Source organism: Caballeronia telluris (assembly GCF_001544495.1).
Classification (GTDB): Bacteria; Pseudomonadota; Gammaproteobacteria; order Burkholderiales; family Burkholderiaceae; genus Caballeronia; species Caballeronia telluris.
This window is the reverse complement of sequence record NZ_FCNZ02000017.1, coordinates 48,768-73,747: the sequence shown is the minus strand read 5'-3', so window position 1 is coordinate 73,747 and position 24,980 is coordinate 48,768. Positions and strand designations below refer to the sequence as shown.

Annotated in this window: 21 protein-coding genes; 13 read left to right on the top strand and 8 right to left on the bottom strand. The window is 64.9% G+C overall.

Annotation, left to right across the window (positions count from 1 at the left end):
• Nucleotides 1-2 precede the first annotated feature (2 nt).
• The 8 genes from AWB66_RS21430 to AWB66_RS21395 all read left to right on the top strand — a co-directional run bounded on the left by AWB66_RS21430 (nucleotide 3) and on the right by AWB66_RS21395 (nucleotide 8,309).
• A complete protein-coding gene (locus AWB66_RS21430) occupies nucleotides 3-1,433 on the top strand; it encodes a 3-oxoacyl-ACP reductase (RefSeq protein WP_087632239.1) in 1,431 nt (476 codons plus the stop codon).
• 2 nt (nucleotides 1,434-1,435) lie between these two features.
• Nucleotides 1,436-2,344: a MaoC family dehydratase gene (locus tag AWB66_RS21425; RefSeq protein WP_087632188.1), complete on the top strand. Its 909-nt coding sequence runs from the start codon at nucleotides 1,436-1,438 to the stop codon at nucleotides 2,342-2,344.
• Nucleotides 2,341-3,657, top strand: coding sequence for an acetyl-CoA C-acetyltransferase (locus AWB66_RS21420; RefSeq protein ID WP_087632187.1), 1,317 nt, complete (start codon nucleotides 2,341-2,343; stop codon nucleotides 3,655-3,657). Before AWB66_RS21425 ends, AWB66_RS21420 begins: the two co-directional genes overlap by 4 nt.
• 81 nt (nucleotides 3,658-3,738) lie before the next feature.
• Entirely contained in the window at nucleotides 3,739-5,487 is a 1,749-nt protein-coding gene (locus AWB66_RS21415) for an AMP-binding protein (protein WP_087632186.1), read from the top strand.
• 17 nt (nucleotides 5,488-5,504) lie between these two features.
• Entirely contained in the window at nucleotides 5,505-6,449 is a 945-nt protein-coding gene (locus AWB66_RS21410; RefSeq protein ID WP_087632185.1) for a DUF1571 domain-containing protein, read from the top strand.
• 152 nt (nucleotides 6,450-6,601) lie between these two features.
• The gene (locus AWB66_RS21405) at nucleotides 6,602-6,841 is read left to right on the top strand and encodes a hypothetical protein (protein ID WP_087632184.1); all 240 of its coding nucleotides are present in this window, start codon (nucleotides 6,602-6,604) and stop codon (nucleotides 6,839-6,841) included.
• A gap of 80 nt (nucleotides 6,842-6,921) precedes the next feature.
• Complete coding sequence (gene surE / locus AWB66_RS21400) at nucleotides 6,922-7,707, top strand: 5'/3'-nucleotidase SurE (RefSeq protein WP_087632183.1); 786 nt, start codon at nucleotides 6,922-6,924, stop codon at nucleotides 7,705-7,707.
• A gap of 137 nt (nucleotides 7,708-7,844) precedes the next feature.
• Nucleotides 7,845-8,309 carry a DUF2147 domain-containing protein gene (locus AWB66_RS21395; RefSeq protein WP_087632182.1) on the top strand — a complete coding sequence of 155 codons (465 nt, stop codon included), beginning with the start codon at nucleotides 7,845-7,847 and terminating at the stop codon, nucleotides 8,307-8,309.
• 100 nt (nucleotides 8,310-8,409) lie between these two features.
• Here AWB66_RS21395 and AWB66_RS21390 read toward each other — a convergent pair whose 3' ends face one another.
• The 5 genes from AWB66_RS21390 to AWB66_RS21370 form a co-directional block, all read right to left on the bottom strand.
• A complete protein-coding gene (locus tag AWB66_RS21390; RefSeq protein ID WP_087632181.1) occupies nucleotides 8,410-8,850 on the bottom strand; it encodes a transposase in 441 nt (146 codons plus the stop codon).
• A 137-nt stretch (nucleotides 8,851-8,987) separates the two neighbouring features.
• Entirely contained in the window at nucleotides 8,988-10,085 is a 1,098-nt protein-coding gene (zapE, locus tag AWB66_RS21385) for a cell division protein ZapE (RefSeq protein WP_087632238.1), read from the bottom strand.
• 103 nt (nucleotides 10,086-10,188) lie between these two features.
• The gene (lpdA, locus tag AWB66_RS21380) at nucleotides 10,189-11,619 is read right to left on the bottom strand and encodes a dihydrolipoyl dehydrogenase (protein WP_087632180.1); all 1,431 of its coding nucleotides are present in this window, start codon (nucleotides 11,617-11,619) and stop codon (nucleotides 10,189-10,191) included.
• 72 nt (nucleotides 11,620-11,691) lie between these two features.
• On the bottom strand, nucleotides 11,692-13,008 hold the full coding sequence (gene odhB, locus AWB66_RS21375) for a 2-oxoglutarate dehydrogenase complex dihydrolipoyllysine-residue succinyltransferase (protein WP_087632179.1): 1,317 nt from the start codon (nucleotides 13,006-13,008) through the stop codon (nucleotides 11,692-11,694).
• Nucleotides 13,009-13,146: 138 nt separating this feature from the next.
• A complete protein-coding gene (locus tag AWB66_RS21370; protein WP_087632178.1) occupies nucleotides 13,147-16,005 on the bottom strand; it encodes a 2-oxoglutarate dehydrogenase E1 component in 2,859 nt (952 codons plus the stop codon).
• Between the two features lie 169 nt (nucleotides 16,006-16,174).
• Between AWB66_RS21370 and AWB66_RS33740 the strand changes: the two genes are divergently transcribed.
• Nucleotides 16,175-16,318, top strand: a complete 144-nt coding sequence (locus tag AWB66_RS33740; protein ID WP_159462928.1) for a hypothetical protein — start codon at nucleotides 16,175-16,177, stop codon at nucleotides 16,316-16,318.
• Between the two features lie 16 nt (nucleotides 16,319-16,334).
• Here the strand turns inward: AWB66_RS33740 and typA are convergent, their stop codons facing one another.
• Entirely contained in the window at nucleotides 16,335-18,161 is a 1,827-nt protein-coding gene (gene typA, locus AWB66_RS21365; protein WP_087632177.1) for a translational GTPase TypA, read from the bottom strand.
• A 371-nt stretch (nucleotides 18,162-18,532) separates the two neighbouring features.
• Between typA and AWB66_RS21360 the strand changes: the two genes are divergently transcribed.
• The 4 genes from AWB66_RS21360 to AWB66_RS21345 all read left to right on the top strand — a co-directional run bounded on the left by AWB66_RS21360 (nucleotide 18,533) and on the right by AWB66_RS21345 (nucleotide 23,515).
• Nucleotides 18,533-19,057, top strand: a complete 525-nt coding sequence (locus AWB66_RS21360; RefSeq protein ID WP_087632176.1) for a MarR family winged helix-turn-helix transcriptional regulator — start codon at nucleotides 18,533-18,535, stop codon at nucleotides 19,055-19,057.
• A gap of 75 nt (nucleotides 19,058-19,132) precedes the next feature.
• Entirely contained in the window at nucleotides 19,133-20,629 is a 1,497-nt protein-coding gene (locus AWB66_RS21355) for an efflux transporter outer membrane subunit (protein ID WP_087632175.1), read from the top strand.
• A 57-nt stretch (nucleotides 20,630-20,686) separates the two neighbouring features.
• Nucleotides 20,687-21,928 carry an HlyD/EmrA/EmrK family protein gene (locus AWB66_RS21350; protein WP_087632174.1) on the top strand — a complete coding sequence of 414 codons (1,242 nt, stop codon included), beginning with the start codon at nucleotides 20,687-20,689 and terminating at the stop codon, nucleotides 21,926-21,928.
• Nucleotides 21,929-21,952: 24 nt separating this feature from the next.
• Nucleotides 21,953-23,515: a DHA2 family efflux MFS transporter permease subunit gene (locus tag AWB66_RS21345; protein WP_087632173.1), complete on the top strand. Its 1,563-nt coding sequence runs from the start codon at nucleotides 21,953-21,955 to the stop codon at nucleotides 23,513-23,515.
• A gap of 61 nt (nucleotides 23,516-23,576) precedes the next feature.
• Here AWB66_RS21345 and truB read toward each other — a convergent pair whose 3' ends face one another.
• Both truB and rbfA read right to left on the bottom strand, forming a co-directional pair.
• Nucleotides 23,577-24,521, bottom strand: coding sequence for a tRNA pseudouridine(55) synthase TruB (gene truB / locus AWB66_RS21340; RefSeq protein WP_087632172.1), 945 nt, complete (start codon nucleotides 24,519-24,521; stop codon nucleotides 23,577-23,579).
• A gap of 3 nt (nucleotides 24,522-24,524) precedes the next feature.
• Nucleotides 24,525-24,902 (bottom strand): 30S ribosome-binding factor RbfA, encoded by a 378-nt coding sequence (gene rbfA / locus AWB66_RS21335; protein WP_087632171.1) that lies wholly within the window; start codon nucleotides 24,900-24,902, stop codon nucleotides 24,525-24,527.
• Between the last annotated feature and the right edge of the window lie 78 nt (nucleotides 24,903-24,980).

Below are 24,980 nucleotides of genomic sequence, written 5' to 3'. Positions count from 1 at the left end.
TGATGAAAGACCGCTATCTCGAGTTCGTGAATTCTTCGTTCGGCGCGGGCTTCGCCCGTTCCATCGGCTTGCCGAAGCCGGAAGTGCTGCGCCGTCACCGGCCGGAGCGGCCGGAGTTCGGGGGCATCGTCGCGATCGGCGCGGGGCCGTCGCCCGCGCTCTTCGACGCGCTGATCGACGTGCTGCAGGCGATCGGCATGACAAGCGTCGCGCATGGCAGCGCCGAAGGCTGGCTGCCGCTCGCGAACCGGCACGGCGCGATGAGCGGCCGCTTCGAGCCGCATCGGCGCGATGCGGTCGCGAGCGATCGCGTAGAAGCGCTGATCTTCGATGCGACGGGCATCGCCGAGAGCAGCGAACTCGGCGCGCTCTACGGCTTTTTTCACGACGCCCTGCGCTCGGTGGCAAGAAGCGGCCGCATCGTCGTGCTCGGGCGACCACCCGAAACGTGCGCGACTCCGCGCGCGTGGACCGCGCAGCGGGCGCTCGAAGGCATGACGCGCTCGCTCGGCAAGGAAGCGCGCGGCGGCATCTCGGCGAATCTGCTGCAGGTGGCGGTCGGCGCCGACATCGAGGGCGCGTTGCGCTTTTTCCTCTCGCCGCGCTCGGCGTATGTGTCCGGACAGGTGATCCGCATCGAAGCGGCGCGCGTCGCGCGCCCCGCCGACTGGTCGCGTCCGCTCGAAGGCAAGCGCGCGCTCGTGACGGGCGCGGCGCGCGGCATCGGCGCGTCGATTGCGGGCGTGCTGGCGGCGCTCGGCGCGCAGGTGACCGGCGTCGACGTTGCGCAGGCCCGCGACGCGCTCGACCAGACCATGCTTGCGATCGAGGACCAGTCGCCCTCGGGCGGCGCGCACGCGGCCCTCGTCGCCGACATCGCCGCGCCCGAAGCGCCCGAGGAACTCGCGGCGGCGCTCCTCGCGGCGGGCGGCATCGACATCGTCGTGCACAACGCCGGGATCACCCGCGACAAGACCATCGCGAAGATGACGAAGGACGCATGGGACAGCGTGATCGACATCAATCTCTCGGCGCAGGAGCGCATCGACGACGCGCTCCTCGCGCAGAACGTGCTGCACGACGGCGGCAGGATCGTCGGCGTGTCGTCGATCAGCGGCATCGCGGGCAATCTCGGACAAACCAACTACGCGACGTCGAAAGCGGGCGTGATCGGCCGCGTGAACAGCATGGCGGGCGTATTGCGCTCGCGCGGCATCACGATCAACGCGGTCGCGCCGGGTTTCATCGAAACGCAGATGACCGCGAAGATGCCGTTCGCGATCCGCGAGGCCGGACGCCGCATGAATTCGATGAGCCAGGGCGGCCAGCCGGTCGACGTCGCCGAGACGGTCGGATGGCTCGCGAGCCCGGCGTCGGCGGGCATCACCGGCCAGGTGGTGCGCGTGTGCGGCCAGAGCCTGATCGGAGCATAACGATGCATGCGCTTTCGGCCGCACGCCCCCGCACGGTCGTCGTCGATACGCTGCCGCCGCCCGCGAAACTCTATGGACGCGCGCTGCCCGGTCTCTTCAAGCGCCCGCATGCGTCGGCGCAAGTGCCGGCGATGAGGCTCGTGCGGCCCGCCGTCGCGCTCGATCCCGAGCAGATCGGCCGCTATGCGCGCGTGTGCGGCTTTATCCCGGAACACGGCGTGCCGCTCTCGTTTCCGCACGTGCTCGCGTTTCCGCTGCATCTGATGCTGCTCACCGATCCGGCGTTTCCTTGGCCGGCCGTCGGCATCGTGCATCTGGCGAATTCGGTGCGGATGCGGCGGGCGCTGTCGGCGGGACAAAATCTGCGTATCGAAGTGGAAAGCGGGCCGGTCGTCGCGCACGAGAAGGGACAGGCGTTCACGCTGCACACGCGGATCTATCGACGCGGCGAAGCCGTCTGGGACGGCGACAGCGTCTATCTGAAGCGCGGCGCGCACGGTTCGGGCGCGGCTTCGGTCGAAACGAGCGCGCAGCCCTCGCCGGCCGCGATGCCGCCGCTCACACGCGAGGCGCGCTGGCAGCTCCCGGCGCAGCTCGGGCGCGACTACGCGAAGGCGTCCGGCGACTTCAATCCGATCCACCTGCACGCGCTGACGGCGAAGGCGTTCGGCTTTCCGCGCGCGATCGCGCACGGCATGTGGACGCTCGGGCGCACGCTCGCGGCGCTGCATCCGTCGAAGGCGCTGGCGGCGGCCAGCGCCCACGGCGACTTCAAGCTGCCGATCTTCCTGCCCGGCGAAACCACGCTCTGGAGCGCGTCGCCGGCGGCCATGAAGCGCGACTTCGAAGTGCGCGACCTCGCGGGCACCCGGCCGCATCTGCGTGGACACTTCGAATGGGAACTGCCATGAGCGCGCCCGCCCTTCCCGCCGTGCGCCGCGTCGCGATCGTCGGCAGCAACCGCATTCCGTTCGCGCGCTCGAACACGGCTTACGCGACGGCGTCGAACCAGGACATGTTGACCTTCGCGCTGCAAGGTCTCATCGACCGCTACGACCTGCACGGCCTGCGTCTCGGCGAAGTCGCGGCGGGCGCGGTCATCAAGCATTCGCGCGATTTCAACCTCACCCGCGAATCGCTCCTGTCGACCACGCTCGCAAAGGAAACGCCGGCCTACGACGTGCAGCAGGCCTGCGGCACCGGGCTCGAAGCGGTCATCCTGGTCGCGAACAAGATCGCGCTCGGGCAGATCGACGCGGGCATCGCGGGCGGCGCCGATACGACGTCCGATGCGCCCATCGGCGTGAACGAGCGGATGCGCAAGGTCCTGCTCGAAGCGAACCGCAGCCGCTCGGCGGGACAACGCGCGAGCGCGCTCGCGAAACTCCGGCCCGGCATGCTGTTCAGGCCGCAGTTGCCGCGTAATGCCGAGCCGCGCACGGGCCTTTCGATGGGCGAGCACTGCGAACTGATGGCGAAACGCTGGAAGATTTCGCGCGAAGCGCAGGACGAGTTTGCGCTCGAGAGTCATCGCAAGCTCGCGGCTGCCTACGAGCGCGGCTTTCTCAACGACCTGATGACGCCGTACAAGGGCCTCGCGCGCGACAACACGCTGCGCCCGGACATCGGCATCGACCGGCTCACGGCGCTCAAACCCGTCTTCGACCGCGACGCTGGCACGCTGACCGCGGGCAACTCGACGCCGCTCACCGACGGCGCGTCCGCCGTGCTGCTCGCCTCCGTCGACTGGGCAGCCGCGCGCGACCTGCCCGTGCTCGCGTACCTGAGTTTTTCGGAGACGGCCGCAGTCGACTACATCGACAAGAAGGAAGGCCTCCTGATGGCGCCCGCCTACGCGGTGCCGCGCATGCTCGCGCGCGCGCAGCTCGCCCTCGGCGACTTCGACTTCTACGAGATCCACGAGGCGTTCGCGGCGCAGGTGCTCTGCACGCTCGCCGCCTGGGAAGACGACGAATACTGCCGCACGCAACTGGGCCTCGCCGGGCCGCTCGGGTCGATCGACCGCGCGCGGCTCAACGTGAACGGCAGCTCGCTCGCGACCGGCCATCCGTTCGCCGCGACGGGTGGACGGATCGTCGGCATGCTGGCGAAGCTGCTCGCGAAGGCGCCGCCGCGCGCGGACGGCCGAGCGCCGCGCGGCCTGATCTCGATTTGCGCGGCGGGCGGACAAGGCGTCGTCGCGATTCTGGAGCGGGCGCGCTGAAAGAATCGGAAAGCGGACGAGCGGAACGTTACGCGCGCATTACAGCTCGAAGCAATAACGCGGCGTCCATGGAGACCGCAGATGAACCCGCTTGACGTACCGCCCCGCCCGGATCGGTCCGACCCGCACGACACCGACGGCGTCTGGTACGCGTCGTACCCGCCGGGCGTGCCGCACGAAGTGGACCTGTCGCGCTATCGCTCGCTCGCGCATTTCTTCGACGAATGCGTCGAACGCTATCGCGAGCGGGTCGCGTACACGAGCGTCGGGTCGAATCTCACCTACGAGTCGCTCGGCATCAAGGCGCGCGCGTTCGCCGCGTATCTGCAAAGCCTCGGTGTCACACCCGGCGACCGCGTCGCGCTGATGATGCCGAACACCTTCCAGTATCCGGTCACGCTGTTCGGCACGCTGCTCGCGGGCGCGATCGTCGTCAACGTCAATCCGCTCTACACGATGCGCGAACTCGCGCATCAACTGAAAGACAGCGGCGCGCGGACCATCGTCGTGTTCGAAACCTTCGCGAAGACCGTACAGGACGCGCTGCCGGGCACGCGCGTCGCGAACGTCATCGTCACCGCGCTCGGCGATCTGCTCGCCGACGGCCTCAACCTCAAAGGCCACGCGCTGAACTTCGTCCTGCGCCACGTCCAGAAGATCGTGCCGCCATACCGCATCCCGCACGCGGTCGGCCTGCGCGCGGCGCTGGCTTTAGGCAGGAAGCGCAAGCTGGAGCCGGTGCGCGTCGGGCATGGCGACATCGCGTTCCTGCAGTACACGGGCGGCACGACGGGCGTCGCGAAAGGCGCGATGCTCACGCATCGCAACATCATCGCGAATCTGCTGCAGGCCAAGGCGTGGGCCGAAGAGCCACTGAAAGGCGAAGGCGAAACCGTGCTCACGCCGTTGCCGCTCTATCACATCTACTCGCTGACGGTGAACGCGCTCGTTTTCATGGGCATCGGCGGGCGCAATATCCTGATCGCGAATCCCCGCGACATCAAACGCATGATGCGCGTGCTGCGCCACGAGACCTTCACGAGCATGACGGCGCTCAACACGCTCTACAACGCGCTCCTTGAAAACGAAGAATTCCGCCGCCGCGACTTCTCGAAGCTCAAGCTCGCGATGGCGGGCGGCATGGCGACGCAAAAGGCCGTCGCGGAGCGTTTCCGTGAACTGACCGGGCAGCCGATCATCGAAGGCTACGGGCTCACGGAATGCTCGCCGATCGTCTCGATGACGCCGATCGATCTGACCCATCAGCGCGAGTTCGATGGTACGGTCGGCGTGCCCGCGCCTTCGACGCTCGTGCGCATGCGCCGCGACGACGGCACCTGGGCCGGCACCGACGAACCGGGCGAACTGTGCGTCAAGGGCCCGCAAGTGATGAAAGGCTACTGGAACCGCCCGGAGGAGACGGCGCAAGTGATCGACGCGAAAGGCTGGCTCGCGACCGGCGACATCGCCGTGATGGACGCGCAGGGTTTCATCCGGCTGATCGACCGCAAGAAGGACATGATGATCGTGTCGGGTTTCAACGTTTATCCGAACGAGATCGAGGACGTGCTCGCGATGCATCCGAAAGTGCGCACGGTCGCGGCGATCGGCATTCCCGACGCGGCCGCGGGCGAGCGCGTGAAAGTCTTCGTCGTGCCGCGCGACAAGTCGCTCACTGCGGAAGAAGTGATCGCGTTCGCCCGTTTACAGTTGACTCGCTACAAGGTGCCGGTCGCCGTCGAATTCCGCGACTCGCTGCCGCAGACGACCATCGGCAAGATACTTCGTCGTGAATTGCGCGACGCCGAGCTTTCCAAAGCGAAGGACTAAGCCACGGAGAACACCTCATGACGCACGCGCGACACCGATCGTCGCTGGCGATTGCCCTGTTCCTTGCGTGCTCATGTCTTCCGGAGGCTCTTGCCCAGACGCCGGACGCCGTGCTGCCGACCTCCGCGGCGACGGCGGCGGCCAGTCCCGAAGCGGGCGCACACGCGCCCTCGCCGCCTGCCGAGCCCGCGTCCGAAGCCGGCAAGCTCACCCTCGATCAGCAGGTCCGCTGGCTCTCGCGGGCCGCGCGAAGCGGCATGCTCGCGCAGATGCAGGACGCCGAGCTCGTCTCACTCTTCGAATCGCTCGATCCGCTCACGCTTCCGCGCTACCTGAAGCAGGGGCCGAACGGCTACCCCTCGTACGAGTTCACGCTCGTGCGGCGCGAGCGCATTCGCGGCGTCTGGCCCGACAAACCGGATCACATGCTCGTGCGCCTCCTGCGCGATCCGCTGCGCATCTACGCGAAATGGCTGCCGGAGGGCGCGCACGCCGGCCAGGAACTGATCTACGACGATTCGAAGCGCCCCGACCACGTCTACGGCCATCTCGGCGGGCTGCTCGGCGTCTTGCCGCTGTGGGCGTCGTTGAATGGCCCGCTCGCGCGCGCGCAGTCGAATCATTCGGTGCGCGATCTCGGCGTCGAATACATCACGCGCCAGTTCCTCGCCGAGGGACAGAAGTTCGCCGATGCGGGCGTCACGCGGGCAAGCCGGATCGAAGTGAAGATGATCGAAGGCGCGCGGGTCGTCGCGTTCACCTATGTCACGCCGACCGGGCAGCCGGAGTTCTACGCGAAAAAGGAAATTCTCGGACTCGATCTCAGGCGGCCCTATTTCCGCTCCGTCGAATCGTTCGACAACGACGGCAATATTTTCGAGAGCATCGTCTTTCAGACCATCCAGCGGAAAACCTTCGACGATCTGACATTCGACCCGCACAACCCGGCATACCGGTTCTGATCCGGATCGCTTTCCTGTCGTGACACATGGCGAAACAAATGCCGGGGCGATCTTAAGTTTCGCCTAAGAATCGGCCGATACATTGCCCGCACTCCATCGCAAATAACGTGGCCGCCCGCCACCTCTGCCATGTAAATTCAAGGAGTTCACCTATGAACCTCCGGCCAAAATCGGCTCCCGTAAGAGCCATCAAGCGCCTTCTGAGCCATCATGAGATCGCCACCCTGCTGCTGCTCGCGCACGCGCCCATCGACGCGCTCGCGGCCACGCCCGATGTTGCATCGCTGCAGGAATACGGCTATGTCGAGACTGTCGCGCAGGACGCCGGAGCGGTGAAAGTGCAACTGACCGACGACGGCAACGCGGTCCTGCGCGGTCTCGGCGTGAAGTAACGTCCCAAAACCGGGGCGCCGCGCCCCGATGCGATCTCTGCAATAATCGACCGGCCATAGTCGACAAGGAGAGATTCGCGATGTCCGCAGAACCCATTGTTCAACGTGTGCTGCTCACCAACGACGACGGCATCGACGCGCCCGGCCTGGCCGTCCTCGAAGCCGTCGCGGCAGAACTCGCGCACGAAGTCTGGGTGATCGCGCCCGAACACGACCAGAGCGGCACCTCGCATTCGATCAGCCTGCACTCGCCGTTGCGCGTAAGCCAGCAGGGCGAACGCCGCTTCGGCGTGCAAGGTACGCCCGGCGACTGCGTCGTGATGGCCGCACGCCATCTGATGAAGGACGCGCCGCCGACGCTCGTGCTCTCCGGCATCAACCGCGGCGCGAACCTCGGCGTCGAGACGATGTTCTCCGGCACCGTCGGTGCCGCGATGACGGGCCTTTTGCTCGGCTTGCCGTCGATCGCGCTCTCCCAGACCTTCACCGACCGCGAAAACGTCCGCTGGGACACCGCGCGTGCGCTCGCGCCCGGCGTGATCCGCGAACTGCTCGCGATCTCCCACGACGCGCCGACCTGCCTCAACGTCAACTTCCCCTCCTGCGATGCAGCGGCCGCCGGCCCGCTCACGCCGACGCGGCAAGGCGTCGGTCTCGTCGAAGGGATCGACGTGCTGACCGAGACCGATCCGCGCGGCCTGCCCTATCACTGGCTGCGTTTTCAGCGCGGCGCGCGCGCCAACGCCCCGGACAGCGAGACGGCCGTCGTCGCGTCGGGCCGCGTCTCGGTGACGCCGCTGCACTTCGATCGCACCGACGAGCGCACGTTCGCCGCGCTCGCCGCTGCTCTGGGGCGCGGCGTCTGACCGGTCACGGCGTCGCTAGAGGATTCACACCAAAACGATGCCGGTGCATTGACGTATGCTGGCCGCCCGGGACGCGCGAACGACCGCAAGCCACGACACCGCGCGCCGGAGACACGTTCCAAATCCAAGGAGGAAGCATGATCCGTTTCACGGCAGGCGCGTTGTCGCGCGGCGTGCTGGCCTGCGCGCTCGTCGCATCGGCGACGCTCGCGGCAGCTCAAAACAATTCGCCCGTGGGCGTATGGCAAACCATCGACGATCACACCGGCCAGGCGAAGGCCGTGGTCGAGATCGTCGAGGACGGCAACGGCACGCTGTCGGGCAAGATCGTGAAAGGTCTGGGCGAAAACGACAAACCGGAGCGCCGCTGCACCGCGTGCACGGATGCGCGCAAGGATCAGCTGATCAAGGGCATGACGTTCATCACCGGCATGAAGCAGGACGGCGACGAATGGCAAGGCGGCCAGATCCTCGATCCCGAAAGCGGCAAGCTCTACAAGTGCAAGATGCACCTCGAGGAAGGCGGGCAGAAGCTCGTGGTGCGAGGGTTCATCGGCGTGTCGCTCCTGGGGCGATCGCAGACGTGGATTCGGCAGCAGTAGGCCTTGCATCACGGATCGGACGGCGCATAAAAAAACCGGCCAAAGACTTTTGTCTTTGGCCGGTTTTTTGCGACGAGGCTATCGAAAGCGTCGCGACACCTCAAGCCGCACGCCGCACCACGCCGGGCGCGAAACGCGGCGGCAGAAGCTCGGGGCTCGCCGGCGGCATATCGTGCAGGATCGAGTGCTCGGGCATCGCGCTTTCCATCGCCTCCGGGAGGTTTCCGGGCACGCGCATGCGCGACGTCATCAGCGAATACAGGCTCTCGCCTGCCGGACCGAACAATTGCACCATCACGCGAGCGAGGATGCCGGAATCGTGCCACGCCTTGAAGCGGCGATGGCAGGTCTGATACGAGGGATACTTGCGCGGCAGCGTGGACCACGACGCGCCGCTGTACATCACCCACAGCACGCCGTTCAGAACGGCCCGCGTGTTCGCCAGCGGACGCCCACGTAACTCCGCGCGCGGCCGCAGCTCGGGAAGCAACGGTGCGACCATCTGCCATTCTTCATCGGTCATGTCGCGATAGGGCTTCATGCGTTTCTCCATACACGTTGAGTGTGCATGGAAGATACCGGCCGCCCCTCAGTGTCGGTATCAGAAATGTCTTAATCTTGAAAATGAAGCCGAAGCCTTTAGCCATTTGGCCTAGCCGACATTATTGATACACATTCTCAAGTCAGCGAGGTATCGACGATGCGCCGCGGCGTCTCCAGATATTCCTTGCTCTGCATCTCGACGATGCGCGAAACCGTGCGCGCGAACTCGTTCGCCATCGGACCTTCGACGTACAGTTGCTCCGCCGGCACCGCCGCCGACATCAGGAGCTTCACCTTGTGGTCGTAGAAGACGTCGATGAGCCACGTGAAGCGGCGCGCCTCGGACGCCATGCGCGGCGACATCTGCGGCACGTCCGACAGGATCACCGCGTGGAAACGGCTCGCGAGTTCCAGATAGTCGTTCTGCGAGCGCGGGCCGCCGCAAAGCGTCGCGAAGTCGAACCAGACGACGCCGTCCGCCTTGCGCAATGCCTTCAGCTCACGCTTCTCGATGTGCAGGATCGGGCTCTCGTCCGGGACCGCCGCGAGTTTCGCGAAGTCGGCGCGCAACGCCTTGTCGGCAGCGGCGCCAAGCGGCGTGTGATACGCCGTGACCTGCGACAGCGTGCGCTTGCGGTAGTCGGTGCCGGCATCGACGTTCAACACGTCCAGCTTCGACTTGATCAGTTCGATGGCAGGCAGCAGGCGGTCGCGATGCAGGCCGTCGGGATACAGCGTGTCGGGATCGTAGTTGGACGTCATCACGAACTGCACGCCGTTGTCGAAGAGCCGGTCGAGCAGGCGATACAGGATCATCGCGTCGGCGATGTCGGAGACGTGGAATTCGTCGAAACAGATCAGCCGGTAGCGCTTCGCGATCCGCCGCGCGAGTTCGTCGAGCGGATCGGCCTGGCCCTTCAGCTCTTCCAGTTCGCGATGCACTTCGCGCATGAATTCGTGAAAATGCAGCCGCGTCTTGCGCGTCACGGGCACGACTGCGAAAAAGCTGTCCATCAGGAAGCTCTTGCCGCGTCCCACGCCGCCCCACATGTACACGCCGCGCGGCAGCTCGGGACGCACGAGGAACTTCTTGAGCGCGTTCGAGCGGCGCGCCTTGTACGCGACCCATTCGTCGTAGCAGCGTTGCAGGCGCTCGACCGCCGCCCGCTGCGCTTCGTCCGACTGGTATCCCCGCGTCTGCAGTTCGTGTTCGTAGTATTCGTTGACGTTCATGATGCCGCGCATGTGGCCGTCGATTCGGCCTTTGGATATGACGAAGGCGAGCGGGAAACCTCCCGCCCGCCTTCGTCGTGGTGCCGCTCCGGTACGACTGGAACTACATGTTGAGCGCGCGCTTGTCGACGGCGAGTGCCGCTTCACGCATCACTTCCGACAGCGACGGATGCGGATGGCAAATGCGGCCGATGTCTTCCGACGCCGCCTTGAACTCCATCGCCACCACGGCTTCGGCGATCAGGTCCGAGGCGTCCGCGGCGATGATATGCACGCCGAGGATTTCGTCCGTCTTCGCATCAGCGATCATCTTGACGAAACCTTCCGCCTTGTTGATGCCGAGCGCGCGGCCGTTCGCCATCATCGGGAACTGGCCGGACTTGATCTCGCGGCCTTCGGCCTTCAGTTGCTGCTCCGTCTTGCCCACCCACGCGATTTCCGGCTCGGTGTAGATCACCCAAGGAATGCAGTTGTAGTCGATGTGCGGCTTCTGGCCGTCGATGATCTCGGCCACGAGCACGCCCTCGTCTTCCGCCTTGTGCGCGAGCATCGGGCCGCGCACGACGTCGCCGATCGCGTAGACGTTCGGCACGCTTGTCGCGCAATGGTCGTCGACGGGGATGAAGCCGCGCTCGTCCGCCTTCAGGCCGATCGCTTCGAGACCGAGGTTGTCGGTATTCGGCACGCGGCCGATCGACACGATCAGGCGGTCCGCGTCCAGCGTCTGCGCGTTGCCGTCCTTATCGGTGTAGGCGAGCGAGACGCTGTTGTCCGTCGTCTTCACTTCGCCGATCTTCACGCCGAGGTGAATGTCGAGGCCCTGCTTCTTGAACTGCTTCGCCGCTTCCTTCGCGAGCGCGTCGTCGCAGGCGCCGAGGAACGCCGGCAGCGCTTCGAGCACGGTCACGTCCGACCCGAGACGCCGCCACACCGAGCCGAGTTCCAGGCCGATCACGCCCGCGCCGATCACGGCGAGCTTCTTCGGCACGGCTTCGAACGAGAGCGCGCCTTCGTTGTCGGCAACGATTCGGTTGTCGACCGGAATGTTCGGCAGATGGCGCGCCTTCGAACCCGTCGCGATGATCACGTTCTTCGCCGTGACGGTTTCGGTATCGCCTTCGCCCGACACTTCGATCTGCACGCCGGCGTCGGTCTTGCCGGTGAACTTGCCGTGGCCCTTGAGCCAAGTGATCTTGTTCTTGCGGAACAGGAACTCGATGCCCTTCGTCATCTTCTCGACGATGCCTTCCTTGCGGGCGAGCATCTTCGAAACATCGAGCTTCACGTCCGACACGCTGATGCCGTGATCGCCGAGATGCTTCGTCGCGTTCTCGAATTCCTCCGACGACGCGAGCAGCGCCTTCGACGGAATGCAGCCCACGTTGAGGCACGTGCCGCCGAGCTTCAGCGCGCCGGCCGGGTTCTTCCACTTTTCGATGCACGCAACCGACTTGCCGAGTTGCGCCGCGCGAATCGCCGCGATATAGCCGCCGGGGCCGGCGCCGATCACGACGACGTCAAATTCCTTGGACATGACTTTCCTTCTCTTGTTGGCGTCGCGGCGCGCGCGAGTCTATCCCGCGCGCCGTGCGTCCTTGAATGTGTTTTACAGATCGAGCAGCAGGCGGGCCGGATCTTCCAGCGCGTCCTTCATCGCGACGAGCGACAGCACGGCTTCGCGGCCGTCGATGATGCGGTGGTCGTACGACAGCGCCAGATAGTTCATCGGACGGATCACGATCTGGCCGTTTTCGACGACAGCGCGTTCCTTCGTTGCGTGCACGCCGAGAATCGCGGACTGCGGCGGGTTGATGATCGGCGTCGAGAGCATCGAGCCGAACACGCCGCCGTTCGAGATCGAGAACGTACCGCCCGTCATTTCCTCGATGGAGAGCTTGCCGTCCTTCGCCTTCTGGCCGAATTCGGCAATCTTCTTCTCGATGTCGGCGAGGCTCATCTGGTCGGCGTTGCGCAGGATCGGCACCACGAGACCGCGCGGCGAACCCACCGCGATACCGATGTCGAAGTAGCCGTGATAGACGATGTCGTTACCGTCGATCGACGCGTTCACGAGCGGGAACTTCTTCAGCGCGTGGACGGCGGCCTTCACGAAGAACGACATGAAGCCGAGCTTCACGCCGTGTTCCTTCTCGAAGCGGTCCTTGTACTTGTTGCGCAGGTCCATGACCGGCGCCATGTTGACTTCGTTGAACGTCGTCAGGATGGCGTTGGTCTGCTGCGATTCGAGCAGACGCTCGGCGATACGCGCGCGCAGACGCGACATCGGCACGCGCTGCTCCGGGCGGTCCTTGACCCACTGGTCGGCGGAAGCCGGCGCCTTGACGTCCGGCAGGGACGGCTTGGCGGGGCGCGCGGCCGGCGCGGGCGCGGCCTTCGCAGCCGGTGCCGCCGCGGGTGCCGACGACGCGCCGGGCGCGCCCAGCGGAGCGGCGAGCGCGTCGCCCTTGGTCACGCGGCCGTCGCGGCCCGAGCCCGCGACCTGATCGGCCGACACGCCCTTCTCCGCGAGGATCTTGTTCGCCGCTGGCGATGCCGTGCCGCTCGAACCCGTTGCCTGCGCGGCTTGCGCTGCGGGCGCGGCCGCAACGGCCGCCACCGGTGCCGGCTTCACTTCGGCGTCGCCCGCTGCGGCGACCGCGGCAGGCGCTTCGCCCGCTTTCGCTTCCGTGTCGATCTTGGCGATGAGTTCGTCGGCGGTCACGATGTCGCCGTCATGCTTGATGACTTGCGCGAGCACGCCGGCGGACGGTGCCGGCACTTCCAGCACGACCTTGTCGGTTTCGATTTCGATGAGGATTTCGTCCTGCGCGACGGCTTCGCCGGGCTTCTTCTTCCACTGCAGCATCGTGGCTTCCGAAACCGATTCGGAGAGCTGGGGAACCTTGACTTCTACAATAGCCATTCTGAATTGTCCTAATACGTGTCTTGTGAGTACGAACCCGGCGGCCGGTGCGCGCATCGAACGGTTGCGAGCGCCGCGACACGGCCATACGGGAGAACCGGATTCGCCTGCTTCAGGCTCGCCCGGTTCTTTGCGCCTTTACTTCGCGATGGTCTGCGCGCCCTTCAGGCGGCCGAACGCACCTTCGACCAGCGCCTTCTGCTGCTCGTAGTGCTTCGCGTAGTAGCCGACAGCCGGCGATGCCGAAGCCGGACGTCCGCTGTATGCCAGCTTCTGACCTTCCTTCATGCCGTCGCGCAGGTGATGCTCGATGTAGAACCAGGCGCCCTGATTCTGCGGCTCGTCCTGCACCCAGACCACTTCGGCCGCGTTTTCGTACTTCTTCAGTTCCGCGTCGAACTGCTTGTGCGCGAACGGATAAAGCTGCTCGATACGCACGATGGCAACGTCGTTCAACTTCGCTTCGCGGCGATGCGCGACCAGGTCGTAGTACACGCGGCCCGAGCAGCACACTACGCGCTTGACCTTCTTCGGCTCGATGGTTTCGTCGACTTCGCCGATCACCGGCTGGAACGAACCCTTCGCCAGCTCCGACAGATCCGACACCGCTTCCTTGTGACGCAGGAGCGACTTCGGCGTCGCGATGATGAGCGGCTTCCTGAACAAACGGATCATCTGGCGGCGCAGCAGGTGGAACATCTGCGCCGGCGTGGTCGGCTGGACCACTTGCATGTTGTGATCCGCGCACAGTTGCAGGAAACGCTCGATACGCGCCGACGAGTGCTCCGGACCCTGGCCTTCGTAGCCGTGCGGCAGCAGCATCGTGAGACCGGAGACGCGGCCCCACTTCACTTCGCCCGACGAGATGAACTGGTCGATCACCACTTGCGCGCCGTTCACGAAGTCGCCGAACTGCGCTTCCCACGCGACGAACGTGTTCGGTTCGGCCGTCGAATAGCCGTACTCGAAGCCGAGCACCGCTTCTTCGGACAGCACCGAGTCGATCACCGAGAACTTCGCCTGACCTTCGGCGATGTTCTGCAGCGGGATGTACGTGCCGTCGTTCCAGCGCTCGCGGTTCTGATCGTGCAGGACAGCGTGGCGGTGCGTGAACGTGCCACGGCCCGAGTCCTGGCCCGTCAGACGCACGGCGTAGCCCGATGCGACCAGCGACGCGAACGCCAGATGTTCGCCCATGCCCCAGTCGAGCTTCGATTCGCCACGGCCCATCGCGCGGCGATCGTTGATCACGCGCTCGACGAGCGGATGCACCTTGAAGTTCTCGGGAATCGTGGTGATACGCTCGGCGAGGCGCTTCAGTTCCGCGAGCGGCACGGCCGTATCGGCGGCGTCGGTCCACTTGCGGTTCAGGAACGGCACCCAGTCCACCGCGTACTTGCTCTTGTAGTTCGAGAGCACCGGGTCGATGGTGTGATGGCCTTCGTCCATCGCCTGACGGTACGCCTTGACGTAGTTGTCGGCGTCTTCAGCCGTGATCACGCCCTGCTGCACGAGCTTTTCCGCGTACAGCGCGCGGGTGCCCGGGTGCTTCGCGATGGTCTTGTACATCAGCGGCTGCGTGACGGCCGGCGTGTCCTGCTCGTTGTGGCCAAGCTTGCGGAAGCAGATGATGTCGATCACGACATCCTTGTGGAACTGCATCCGGAAGTCGATGGCGAGCTGCGTGGCGAGCACGACCGCTTCGGGATCGTCGCCGTTCACGTGCAGCACCGGCGCCTCGATCATCTTGACCACGTCCGAGCAATACAGCGTCGAGCGCGAGTCACGCGGGTCGGAGGTCGTAAAGCCGATCTGGTTGTTGATGACGATATGCAGCGTGCCGTGCGTGCCGTAGCCGCGCGTCTGCGCGAGGTTCAGCGTTTCCATCACGACGCCCTGGCCCGCGAAGGCCGCGTCGCCGTGGATCTGCACCGGCAACACCTGCATGCCGTTTTCGTCGCCGCGACGGTCCATGCGCGCCTTCGCCGACCCTTCGACCACCGGATTGACGATTTCGAGGTGCGACGGGTTGAACGCGAGCGACAGGTGAACCGGGCCGCCATCCGTCGACACATCCGACGAGAAGCCCTTGTGATACTTCACGTCGCCGGCCGGCAGGTCGTCGACGTGCTTGCCTTCGAATTCGGCGAAGAGGTCGGCCGGCATCTTGCCGAGCGTGTTCACGAGCACGTTCAGGCGCCCGCGGTGCGCCATGCCGATCACGATTTCCTGGACGCCGTTCTTTCCCGCGTGACGCACGACTTCGTCCATCGACGCGATGAAGCTCTCGCCGCCTTCCAGTGAGAAGCGCTTCTGGCCGACGTACTTGGTGTGCAGGAAGCGCTCGAGGCCTTCGGAAGCCGTCAGGCGATTCAGGATGTGCTTCTTCTTTTCGGGCGTGAAATTCGGCGTCGAACGGATGGATTCGAGCTTTTCCTTCCACCAGCGCTTCTGTTCCGGATCGCTGATGTACATGAACTCGGCGCCGATCGTGCCGCAGTACGTGTCGCGCAGCGCCTTGACGATCTCGCGCAGCGACGCCTGCTCGAAGCCGAAGTACAGGTTCTGGGCATGGAACGTCTGGTCCATGTCGGCTTCGGTGAAGTCGTAGAACGCAGGTTCGAGCTCGGGGATATGCGGACGTTCGCGGCGCTTGAGCGGATCGAGATTCGCCCATTGCGAGCCGAGGAACCGGTACGCGCCGATGAGGGACTGGACGTAGACTTGTTTGCGCGCGGTGGCGAGGTCGCCTGCAGCTTCGCGCGGGATGAAGGCATTGGCCTTCGCGCGCTGGGCAAACGATTCGACGATCGGGCCGTGGGCCACGTCGTTGTGAGCCGTGCCGTCGGAGGCGGGCACGTTCTGCAACGCGTCGAAATAATCACGCCAGGTGTCCGGGACGGACGCGGGATTATCCAGATAAGCTTCGTACAACTCTTCGACGTACGGAGCATTGCCGCCGAACAGATAAGAGTTCGACTGGAATTGCTTCATCATTTTTACGCTCACCTTTCTTCGAGTTTCTCGAGAAATAGCGGGTTAAGAAACCTTCCGCGACACGGCCTGACCGTTTAGCGGATTGCGCGAATCAAGTCTGCTTGGAAGGACCTAAAAATCGGCAACATATCCGCCTAGCATAGCACAGAACACATAGTCGATATAGCCGATGGTCGCAGCCCGGCCGCTCGTCACAGCAGGCATCTGGGGCCGTTTAGCGCATAAAGCAAGCGCCTTTTACATCGCGCGAAACAATGAAGGCAAGGTCGAGCAGGCAAAGAAAAAGCCGCCCGAAGGCGGCTTTCGCTCGTGATATACCAGCGTCGGACTTAGTCGACAGCGCCTTCGCGGCTCGCGCGGCGGCGCTCGTGTTCCTTCAGGTGGCGCTTGCGCAGGCGAATCGACTGCGGCGTCACTTCGACGAGTTCGTCGTCGTCGATGAACTCGACCGCGTATTCCAGCGACATCTGGATCGGCGGCACGAGGCGCACGGCTTCGTCGGTGCCCGACGAGCGCACGTTGGTCAACTGCTTGCCCTTGATCGGGTTCACGACGAGGTCGTTGTCGCGGCTGTGAATGCCGATGATCATGCCTTCATACAGCGCATCGCCCGGCGACACGAACATGCGGCCGCGATCCTGCAGCTTCCACAGCGCATACGCGACAGCCGCGCCGTCGTCCTGCGAAATCAGCACGCCGTTGCGGCGCTCGCCGACCGCGCCGTCCTTGACGGGCGCGTACGAATCGAACGTGTGGCTCATCAGGCCCGTGCCGCGCGTGAGCGTCAGGAATTCGCTCTGGAAACCGATCAGCCCGCGCGCCGAAATCTTGTACTCGAGACGCGTGCGGCCACGGCCGTCCGACGCCATGTCGAGCATTTCGCCCTTGCGGCGGCCGAGTTCTTCCATCACGCCGCCCTGGTGGCCGTCTTCCATGTCGACGGTCAGGTTTTCGTACGGCTCGTGCTTCACGCCGTCGATTTCCTGCATCACCACGCGCGGACGCGACACCGCGAGTTCATAGCCTTCGCGGCGCATGTTCTCGACGAGAATCGTCAGGTGCAACTCGCCCCGGCCCGCCACTTCAAACGTGGTTTCGTCGCCGGTTTCCTTCACGCGCAGCGCGACGTTGTGATTCAGTTCCTTCATCAGACGGTCGCGGATCTGGCGGCTCGTCACGAACTTGCCTTCGCGGCCCGCGAGCGGCGATGAGTTCACGAGGAAGTTCATCGTGAGCGTCGGTTCGTCGACGGTGATCATCGGCAGCGCTTCGGGCGCTTCCGGTGCGCAAATGGTGACGCCGATGCCAATCTCATCGATACCGTTGATCAGCACGATGTCGCCCGCCTGCGCTTCTTCCACCTGCACGCGCTCCAGGCCGCGGAACGACAGCACCTGGTTGATCTTGCGGTTGATGATCGCGCCATCCGGACCCGAGCGCACGGCGACCGCCATGCCGGGCTTGATGCGCCCGCGCGCGACGCGGCCCACGCCGATCCGGCCGACGTAGGTCGAATAGTCAAGCGAGGTGATTTGAAGCTGCAGCGGCGCGTCCGGGTCGGCGGGACGGACCGGCACGTGTTCCAGGATGGCTTCGAAGAGCGGGCGCATGTTGCCGTCGCGCACTTCGGGATCGAGGCCGGCATAGCCGTTCAGGCCCGACGCGTACACGATCGGGAAATCGAGCTGTTCTTCGGTGGCGCCGAGCTTGTCGAAGAGATCGAAGGTCTGGTTGATCACCCAGTCGATACGCGCGCCCGGACGGTCCACCTTGTTGATCACGACGATCGGCTTGAGGCCGAGCGCGAGCGCCTTCTTCGTGACGAAGCGCGTTTGCGGCATCGGGCCTTCGACGGCGTCGACAAGCAGGAGCACCGAGTCGACCATCGACAGCACGCGCTCCACTTCACCGCCGAAGTCGGCGTGTCCGGGCGTGTCGACGATGTTGATGTGCGTGCCTTCGTATTCGACCGCGCAGTTCTTCGCAAGAATCGTGATGCCACGTTCCTTTTCGATGTCGTTCGAGTCCATGACGCGCTCGGCGATTTTCTCGTTGTCTCGGAACGTGCCCGACTGGCGAAGCAGTTGGTCGACGAGCGTAGTCTTGCCGTGGTCGACGTGGGCAATGATGGCGATGTTGCGAAGGGCGCGAGTCATAGGATATCTGCAGTTGGGCGCCGTGGTGCGAGCCTGCTCAGCCCGGGCAATCCCTTTGACAGGGATCGGCTGAATGGCCCGGATCGGCAGCTCGAGGTCTGAATCGCTCGTCGTCTGAATCGATCATTGGCGCAATGGGAACCCAAAATTATAGCACGCAGATATGTCTGCCTCCGAACGCTTTTGACAATAGGACTTAACCCCGAATCTTAGCCGCAGCAGGCGGGCCGCTGCTGATGACGAAAAAGCTTACGAAAAGCTTGTCGCGCGGGCCGCTGCGCACTTTTAAGCGTTCTCATAAACTGCTTGCCGCGTCAAAGGACCACACCTATAATCCTGCCTAGTCAACTATTGCAACCGCACGAGAATTCATGAGCGACGCGCCCACTCCCCCGTCACCCATCGGTGAGTACCAGCTTGGCGAAAGCGTCGGCTATCTGGTTAGCCGGGTTCGCTCGACGATGTGGAACATGGTCAACCAGCACACGTCCGCCGAACTCGGCATCACCAGCACGCAGGCAAGCATGGTGTTCATGCTCGCCGCCGGAAAAAGCCTGACGGCGGCCGATCTCGCCCGCGAATACGGCATCGACGCGAGCGCGGTCACGCGGCTCATCGACCGGCTGGAAAAGCGCGGCCTGCTCTCACGCGTGCGCAGCGACGAGGACCGCCGGGTCGTCCGGCTCGCGCTCACGCCCGAAGGCTTCGCGCTCGCCGAGAAGATTCCGGCGATCTTTTCGCGCGTGCTCGACAAACTTCTGATGGGCTTTTCGCCCGAGGAAGTCGGCTTCCTGAAGAGCCTGCTGCGACGCATTCTCGCCAATTCCTGCGATCCGAGCTGCGTGGCGCTCGCAAGCGCCGCGGCCGACAAACCTGCCGCCTCACCATTGCGCTGACAACTAACTTTCGTCATGAATCTGAAAGAAATTGATTGCAATGTCCACCATCCGTCGAACCGTATGAATCGAGCGATGAAACATGTCTCCGCCCCCCGCGCCTCGCGCGGCGCGCTCGCCGTGGCGGTCGCGGCGCTCGCGCTCGCGGGCTGCGCGAACTACGCCGGCATCAGCAGCGACAAGCAGATCACCGCGCCCGAAACGCTCGAAAGCACGCAGAGCCTGCCCGCGCAAGGCGGCCAGTGGCCGTCGCTCGACTGGGCGACGCAGTTCGGCGATCCGCAACTGCCGCAACTGATCGACGAGGCGCTCGCCGGCAGCCCGTCGATCGCCCAGGCGCAGGCGCGGATCGGGAAGGCGTCGTCGTATATCGAGAGTTCGCGCTCGAGCCTCTATCCGAAGGTGACGGGCCAGTATTCGTGGACCCGCGAACTCTATTCGGGCAACGCCCTCTTCCCGCCGCCCTACGGCGGCACGTGGTTCAGCGAGAACAATGCGCTCGTCAGCGCGACGTGGGACCTCGACCTGTGGGGCAAGAACCGCGCGCGCCTGAACATGGCGGTGTCGCAGGAAAAAGCCGCCGAGGCCGACATGCAGCAGGCGCGCGTGACGCTCGCCGCGTCGGTGGCGCGCACCTATAACCAGCTCGCGCTGCTCTACGCGCTGCGCGACGTCGCCCAGCGCGAGATCGCCAACCGCGACAACGTCGGACGGATCACGAACGGGCGCGTCACTGCGGGCCTCGACACGAACGTCGAGCGCCGCACGGCCGAAGGCAATATCGCGACGAGCCAGTCGAACCTGACCGAGCTCGACGGCCAGATCACGACCGTGCGCTATCAACTCGGCGCGCTGCTCGGCAAGGGGCCGGATCGGGGGCTGCAAATTGCGAAACCGGTCGTAAACCCGCAGGCCGCCGTCTCGCTGCCGGACAACGTGCCCGCCGACCTCGTGTCGCGCCGTCCGGACATCGTCGCCGCGCGCTGGCAGGTCGAAGCCGCCACGCAGAACGTGAAGGAAGCGAAGGCCGAGTTCTTCCCGGACATCAATCTCGCGGCCGCGTTCGGCTTCGATGCGTTCGGCTGGAGCAAATTCCTGACCGCTGGCAGCCGCCAGATCCAGGCGGGCCCGGCCATCCACCTGCCGATCTTCGACGCCGGCTATCTGCGCTCGCAACTGAAGGGCCGCTACGCCGATTTCGACCTCGACATCGCGAACTACAATCAGACGCTCATCAACGCGCTGAACGACGTCGCGACGCAAGTGGCATCGATCCGCTCGCTCGATCGCCAGATGGGCGACGCCGAACGCGCACTCGATGCCGCGACGCACGCCTACGACCTCGCCGTGATTCGCTACAAGGCGGGTCTCTCGCCGCAGTTGCAGGTGCTCTCCGCCGACGAAAACCGGCTCGCGAACGAGCAGACCGTCACGAATCTGAAGATGCGGCGCCGCGATCTGCAGATCGGCCTCATCAAGTCGCTCGGCGGCGGGTTCGACGCGACGAGCACGAATCTCGCTATCGACGGCAGCGGCCAGAAGCAGGCGGCGAAAGCCGCGCCGGCCAAGTAAACCAGCGGCAGACCAAAGAACATTGCATCACCGAACAGATAAAGAACGGAGCCATCCATGAGCGACCCTCAACAAACCGCCGCAGCACCGGCGCCGAAGACGAACAACACGAAGCGCCGCACGCTGATGACGCTGATCGTGCTCGTCATCATCATCGCGGCCGTCGCGTACGGGCTGTACTACTTCCTCGTCGCGCGCTTCCATGAAGCGACCGACGACGCCTACGTGAACGGCAATGTCGTGCAGATCACGCCGCAAGTCGTCGGCACGGTCGTCTCGGTCAACGCCGACGACACGCAGACCGTCAAGGTCGGCGATCCGCTCGTCTCGCTCGATCCGGCCGATTCCAAGGTCGCGCTCGATCAGGCCGAAGCGAATCTCGCGCAGACCGTGCGCCAGGTTCGTACGCTCTTCGTCAACGACAACCAGTACGAAGCGCAAGTCGCGCTGCGCAAGTCCGATCTGTCGCGCGCGCAGGACGATCTGCGCCGCCGCATGACCGTCGCGCAGACGGGCGCCGTGTCGCAGGAAGAAATCGCGCACGCTCGCGACGCCGTGCGCGGCGCGCAGGCCGCGCTCGACGCCGCCCAGCAGGAACTCGCGTCGAACCGCTCGCTCACGTCGAACACGACGATCGCGAGCCACCCGAACGTGCTCGCCGCCGCCTCGAAGGTCCGCGATTCGTACATCAACTACGCGCGCAACACGCTGCCGGCGCCCGTCACGGGTTATGTCGCGAAGCGCTCGGTGCAGGTCGGCCAGCGCGTGTCGCCGGGCAATCCGCTGATGGCGATCGTGCCGCTCAACGCCGTCTGGGTCGATGCCAACTTCAAGGAAGTGCAGCTGAAGCACATGCGCATCGGCCAGCCGGTGGAACTGACCGCCGATCTGTACGGTTCGAGCGTCGTCTATCACGGCAAGGTGATCGGCTTCTCGGCCGGCACCGGCTCCGCGTTCTCGCTCTTGCCCGCGCAAAACGCGACCGGCAACTGGATCAAGGTCGTGCAGCGCCTGCCGGTGCGCATCGCGCTCGATCCGAAGGAACTGGAACAGCATCCGCTGCGCATCGGCCTCTCGATGACCGCCGACGTGACCATCAAGAGCGAGGAAGGCGGCCAGCTCGGCACCGCGCCGAACACCGTCTACCAGACGAACGTCTTCGACAAGTACGGCGATCAGGCCGATGCGGAAATCGCCCGCATCATCCAGGAAAACGCGGGTTCGGGACACGGCGCGCAAGGCTCGGCCGCTTCGGCTGTTCGCCCGCCGAAGTCGGCTCAGGCTTCGAAGCTGATGTAAGCAACCCGCACAAGGCTCCGTCACATGTCTCAGCAAAACGTCGTTCATCCGCCGCTCGAAGGCGCGAAACTCGTGATCGGCACGATCGCGGTGTCGCTCGCGGTGTTCATGAACGTCCTCGACACGTCGATCGCGAACGTCTCGATTCCGTCGATTTCGGGCGACCTCGGCGTGGCTTCCGACCAGGGAACGTGGGTCATCACGTCCTTCGCGGTCGCCAACGCCATTTCGGTGCCACTCACCGGCTGGCTCACGCAGCGCTTCGGACAAGTCCGGCTCTTTCTTTCGTCGATCGTGCTGTTCGTGATCGCGTCGTGGCTCTGCGGGCTCGCGCCGACGCTGCCGATCCTGCTCGCCGCGCGCGTGTTCCAGGGCGCCGTCGCGGGTCCGATGATCCCGCTTTCGCAAACGCTCCTGCTCGCGAGCTATCCGCGCTCGAAGGCGCCGATTGCGTTGTCGATGTGGTCGATGACCACGCTGATCGCGCCTGTCGCCGGCCCGATTCTCGGCGGCTGGATCTCGGACAACATCTCGTGGCCGTGGATCTTCTATGTGAACATTCCGGTCGGCATCGCGGCCGCGCTCGCGACGTTCGCGATCTTCCGCGACCGCGATTCGGTGATCCGCAAGGCGCCGATCGACACGGTGGGTCTCGCGCTGCTCGTGATCTGGGTCGGCTCGCTGCAGGTGATGCTCGACAAGGGCAAGGACCTCGACTGGTTCAATTCCACGACGATCGTCGTGCTGACGCTGATCGCGGTGATCGCGCTGGCGTTCTTCATCGTGTGGGAGCTGACGGCGGAGCATCCGGTCGTCGACCTGTCGCTCTTCAAGCTGCGCAATTTCACCGGCGGGACGATCGCGCTGTCGATCGGCTATGGCCTCTACTTCGGCAATCTCGTGCTGTTGCCACTTTGGCTGCAAACCGACATCGGCTATACGGCGACCGACGCCGGGCTTGTCATGGCGCCGGTCGGCGTGTTCGCAATTCTGCTCTCGCCGGTGACGGGCAAATTCCTGCCGCGTACCGATCCGCGCAAGATCGCGACGGCTGCGTTCCTCGTATTCGCGCTGTGTTTCTGGATGCGCTCGCGCTACACGACGGGCGTCGACACCTACTCGCTGATGATGCCGACGCTGATTCAGGGCATCGGCATGGCCGGCTTCTTTATCCCGCTCGTGTCGATTACGCTGTCGGGGCTGCCGGGGCACCGGATTCCGGCGGCGTCGGGTCTGTCGAACTTCGTGCGGATCATGTGCGGCGGCATCGGCACGTCGATTTTTTCGACGGCGTGGGAGCATCGGTCGATCGTGCATCACGCGCAACTGGTCGAGCAAGCGAACGCCTATAACCCGACGTTCGCCAGTTCGGTCGGGCAGATGATGGGCGCGGCCGGGCTGAATCAGTCGCAAGCTTATGGGCTCTACAACAGCATGGCGACGCAGCAGGCCGCGCAACTGGGCGTCAACGATCTGTTCTATCTGTCGGCGGGGATTTTCGTCGCGCTGATCGCGTTGATCTGGATTACCAAACCCGAGCGGGCCGGCGGCGGGGATTCGGCGGCGGCGGCTTCGGCGGCGCATTGAAGCCGCTTCGCGTCGCGCGGATGTGAAAAAGCCCGGACGTGCTCCGGGCTTTTTTATGCGCTCAGCTCGACGCCGAACTGACCACCAGCCGCTCGGGCGCCAGCACGCCCTCGCCCGCCTTCGCGACGCCGAGGAGCGTTGCGCCCTCGTCCGCGTAGACGCGCACGCGGCCGTCTTCGACTAGTCCCGCCGATACTTCCGACAGCTTCAACCGCTGGCCGTGCTGGAAGCGGCGCGCCGCATCGGCATCGAGATGGACCGAAGGAAACGTCGAGAGCAGCGCATCGACCGGCTGCAGCCAGCGATCGCGCTCGGCCTCTTCCGCATCCGACAACGCGTCGAGCGTCACTGCGTGTTCGAGCGTCAGCGCGCCGACGCCGGTGCGCCGCAGCGCCACGAGATGCGCGCCGCAACCGAGCGTCTCGCCGATATCCTCCGCCAGCGTGCGCACGTACGTGCCCTTGCTGCACGTGACGCGAAACGTCACCATCGGCAGCGCACAGGCCAGCAGCTCGAGCGCGTGAATCGTCACCTGACGGCCCGCGCGTTCCACCGTCTGCCCGGCACGCGCGTATTCGTAGAGCGGCTTGCCGTCGCGTTTGAGCGCCGAATACATCGGCGGAATCTGCGTGATCTCGCCGCGAAACTGCGCCATCGAAGCCAAGACCGCCGCTTCGTCGCAGGTCACCTCGCGCGTGTCGAGCGCTTCGCCTTCCGCGTCGCCCGTCGTCGTGCGGATGCCGAGGCGCATCGTCGCCTCGTAAGTCTTGTCGGCTTCGAGCAGATCCTGCGAAAACTTCGTCGCCTCGCCGAAGCAGAGCGGCAGCAAACCCGTCGCGAGCGGATCGAGCGTGCCCGTGTGCCCCGCCTTCTTCGCCAGATAGAGACGCTTCGCGCGGATCAGCGCATCGTTGCTCGACAGCCCGAGCGGCTTGTCGAGCAGCAACACGCCATCGAGCGCGCGGCGCGGGATCTTCGGACGCGCCGGACCATTCGAACCCTTCATCGGTCAGGCACCTTCCTCATCGTCCTTCGCGCGCGTGGCGTTGGCTTCGTCGATCAGCTTCGACATTTCGACAGCCTTCTCGATCGTCTGGTCGTAGTGGAAATGCAGCGTCGGAACCGTGTGGATGTGCAGGCGCTTGAACAAAAGGTTATGCAGGTGCCCGGCCGCGTGATTCAGGCCGTCCTGCGTCTGCTGCGGATCGCCCGTCAGCGTCGTGAAATAGACCTTCGCGTGCGCGTAGTCCGGCGTCAGTTCGACGCTCTGGATCGTCACCATTCCGACGCGCGGGTCCTTCACCTCGCGCATCAGCTCGGACAAATCCCGCTGGATCTGGTCCGCGATCTGCACGTTGCGATTCGGTGAGGTACGTTTCTTGGCCATGATGGTTTCCCTTATTGTCGTGCCGTGTTGCCGTGCCGCGCCCATAAAAAAAGCGGAGCGGACCTAGAGGCCCGCTCC